3 protein-coding genes are annotated in these 3,229 nt (G+C 59.3%); 1 reads left to right on the top strand and 2 read right to left on the bottom strand.

All coding sequences use genetic code 11. The annotated features are described in order from the left end of the window. The first annotated feature begins 135 nt into the window (after positions 1-135). Positions 136-1,965 (top strand): ABC transporter ATP-binding protein, encoded by a 1,830-nt coding sequence (locus tag B3520_RS02630; protein ID WP_286807680.1) that lies wholly within the window; start codon positions 136-138, stop codon positions 1,963-1,965. A gap of 204 nt (positions 1,966-2,169) precedes the next feature. Here the strand turns inward: B3520_RS02630 and B3520_RS02625 are convergent, their stop codons facing one another. Both B3520_RS02625 and B3520_RS02620 read right to left on the bottom strand, forming a co-directional pair. Continuing rightward, positions 2,170-2,418 carry a hypothetical protein gene (locus B3520_RS02625; RefSeq protein WP_286807681.1) on the bottom strand — a complete coding sequence of 83 codons (249 nt, stop codon included), beginning with the start codon at positions 2,416-2,418 and terminating at the stop codon, positions 2,170-2,172. Positions 2,419-2,626: 208 nt separating this feature from the next. Continuing rightward, positions 2,627-3,070, bottom strand: a complete 444-nt coding sequence (locus B3520_RS02620; protein ID WP_286807682.1) for a polyribonucleotide nucleotidyltransferase — start codon at positions 3,068-3,070, stop codon at positions 2,627-2,629. Positions 3,071-3,229: the final 159 nt, after the last annotated feature.

Below are 3,229 nucleotides of genomic sequence, written 5' to 3'. Positions count from 1 at the left end.
TACGCGCTGCGCGCTAATCCGACCTACGGGATTGCTACGGCGGACACAACTCATTACATCCCTTAACAACCCCCAATGGTCCATACCACCAAAAGCCTGTAAACTACGCCCTCATTTCTTCAGCCGTCTATCCCTATGTTCGCGTTTTTCGAAAGTCTGCTCAAACCCTTCCCGGTCGAAGAGCCGCAACAGCCACCCAGGAACCTCGTGGCCTTCTGCCGCCACTATACCAAAGGCGCCGGCAAATTCCTGTTAACCATGTCGTTCATGGCCGCACTGATTGCCGTGATGGAAGTGGCCCTGTTTCAGTTCCTGGGGCTGACTGTCGACTGGCTCGGCCAATACAGCCCAACCCAACTCTGGGCCGAGCGAGGTACAGAACTGTGGCTGATGGCCTTTGTGGTCCTCATCGCCATCCCGATCACGGTGTTTTTTCACTCCACCCTGATTCACCAGACCCTGCTTGGCAACTACCCCATGATCATCCGCTGGCAGGCACACCGCTACCTGCTCGGTCAGAGCGTGGCTTTTTTTCAGGACGAGTTCGCGGGGCGGATCGCCACCAAGGTGATGCAGACCGCCCTGGCGGTTCGCGAAACGGTCATGAAGTTGCTGGACATCACCGTCTATGTGCTGGTGTACTTCACCAGTATGCTGGTGCTGCTGGGCTCGCTCGATTGGCGCTTGATGGTGCCGCTCGGTGCCTGGTTTCTTGCCTACATCGCCCTGCTGCGCTACTTCCTGCCGCGCCTGTCCGCCGTCGCCACCCGACAGGCCAATGCCCGGGCCGATATGACCGGCCGAATCGTGGATACTTACACCAACATTGCCACGGTCAAACTCTTCTCCCACTCCCGGCGCGAATCCGATTACGCCCGGGACGGTATGGAGCGGTTTCTGCACAGCGTCTACCCGCAGATGCGCCTGGCCACCCTGCTCAACAGCGGTGTCTGGGGCATTAATGCCCTGTTGATTTTCAGTAGCGCCGCGCTGTCCATCTGGCTGTGGAGCGGCGATATTATTTCGGTCGGCGCCATTGCCGCCGCCATGGGCCTGGTGTTGCGTCTGAACGGTATGTCCCAGTGGATCATGTGGGAAGTGTCCACCCTGTTTGAAAACATCGGCACCGCCAAAGACGGCATCAACACCCTCTCCCACCCGCGCGCAGTCGGCGATGCAGAGCAGGCGCAACCCCTGAACGTTCGTGAAGGCGGCATTGAATTTGATCAGGTGACCTTCCACTACGACAAAGGCGAAGGGGTGCTGGAGAATTTCTCTCTCGACCTCAAGCCCGGCGAGAAGATTGGTCTGGTCGGCCGCTCCGGCGCCGGCAAATCCACCCTGGTCAACCTGCTGCTGCGCTTCTACGATATCGAGAAGGGGCAGATCCGGATCGACGGTCAAGACATCAGCCAGGTTCAGCAGGAAACCCTGCGCGCCCAGATCGGCATGATCACCCAGGACACCGCCCTGCTCCACCGGTCGGTGCGGGACAACCTGCTGTACGGCAAGCCCGGCGCGACCGAAGAAGAAATGATCGAAGCCGCCAAACAAGCTGAAGCCCACGACTTTATTCTCGGATTGAGTGATGCCGAAGTACGCACCGGCTACGACGCCCACGTGGGCGAGCGCGGCGTGAAACTCTCGGGCGGCCAGCGCCAGCGCATCGCCATTGCCCGGGTGCTGCTTAAAGACGCCCCGATCCTGATCATGGACGAAGCCACCTCGGCCCTGGATTCAGAGGTCGAAAGCATCATTCAGAGCAACCTGAGTCGATTGATGGAAGGCAAAACCGTCATCGCCATCGCGCACCGGTTGTCCACCATTGCCGCGCTGGACCGGTTGATCGTGCTGGACCAGGGAAAGATTGTCGAACAGGGAACCCATTCGGAGTTGATTGCCCAGGGTGGGCTGTATGCACAGTTGTGGTCGCATCAGTCCGGCGGGTTTTTGGGGGAGGAATAGTTCAGTACGGCGGATGCGTCGTAGCTCAGTAACGGCGGATGCGGGCTTTGCCCTTATCCGCCCTACGCGAACTGCCGTGGTATCCGTAGGGCGGATAAGCGAAGCGCATCCGCCGTCACCGGGGGGGGGCACTTCGAACCGTAGGGCGGATCGGTCCGACGCTTCGGAGCCAAAGGCGCATCCGCCGTTACCCAACCTCCCGCCCTACTTCCGAAAATAATGATCCCAAATCAACATCAAAAGCCCAACAAAAAACCCCACATGAGCCACCATCGCCCCACCGGCAAATAACAGCCCCAATCCAATCGGATTCCCGTCGGAAGGCCCAAAAATCACATACGCAATCAGTGGCAAAGAGGTGACAAACACCAACAGCAGACTGTAGGCAATGATCTTCAACCCACGGGACGCATCGCTGCGCCAGATGGCGGTAATGGGATTTTTGATTCTCATCGAAACTACCGGTTGGAAGCAATGTCGGGGAATGTTGTCGGACTACGCGAGTTGCGTTCCGAAACGTCGGACCGGTCCGACCTGCTGGGCTTGCGGCGGAATTTGTCGGGTTACGGCCCTTGGCCTAACCCGACCTACTCGACCGTCGCGCAGCACGTTCAGTAGGTCGGGTTAGCGCAACGCGCGTAACCCGACAAACCTTCCAGTCTTACAGCGCCGCCAAGGTGGTCGGCTGGCGGGACTGTATCAGGGCCTGAACCTGCTCGGCTGATTGCACGCTGCGCACCTCGACACCGCTCGCCTGCAGGTCCACGTCCATACCCAGCTCGTCTTTGACCAGCAGCTCCAGTGCCTCTTGATCCACCTGGCCATCGGCACGGGTGATGCGTTCCATCTGCTCGTCGGTCAACTGGGCACTGCCTCCGGGCAGGTAGATGGTGCCGTTAGAGAAGTCCACCGCAAAAGCGATCACCCCGGGCACAAGGAAGAACAGCAAACCCACGGCGTTAAGAGCCACCACGGCCGGGTCGAGCTGGCCACCGGTCTGCCCTTTCCGCTCCGGGTACAGCACGGTGCCGCAGGCGGTGGTCTGGAGAATCAGGCCAACGCACAGGCCGGAAGCGATGGCTTTGCTTAAGCGATTGATGCGCATAGAGTTTTCCTCTTTGTTGTTGAATTCCACGTAGCAAAGACTATAGCACATGGCTTTGGGTTCCGTGGCGCCAGAAGCTTGGGTTGCGGCGGATGCAGGCTTCGCCCTTATCCGCCCTACGCCATCTGCCGTGCTATCCGTAGGGCGGATAAGGCCAAA

It is taken from the genome of Marinimicrobium sp. UBA4509 (assembly GCF_002388575.1).
GTDB lineage: Bacteria > Pseudomonadota > Gammaproteobacteria > Pseudomonadales > Cellvibrionaceae > Marinimicrobium > Marinimicrobium koreense.
This window is presented reverse-complemented; position numbering and strand designations above follow the sequence as displayed.

Coding starts and splice junctions, on each gene's coding strand:
- B3520_RS02630 (WP_286807680.1), top strand. CDS start 136: ATGTTCGCGTTTTTCGAAAGTCTGCTCAAACCCTTCCCGGTCGAAGAG.
- B3520_RS02625 (WP_286807681.1), bottom strand. CDS start 2,418: ATGAGAATCAAAAATCCCATTACCGCCATCTGGCGCAGCGATGCGTCC.
- B3520_RS02620 (WP_286807682.1), bottom strand. CDS start 3,070: ATGCGCATCAATCGCTTAAGCAAAGCCATCGCTTCCGGCCTGTGCGTT.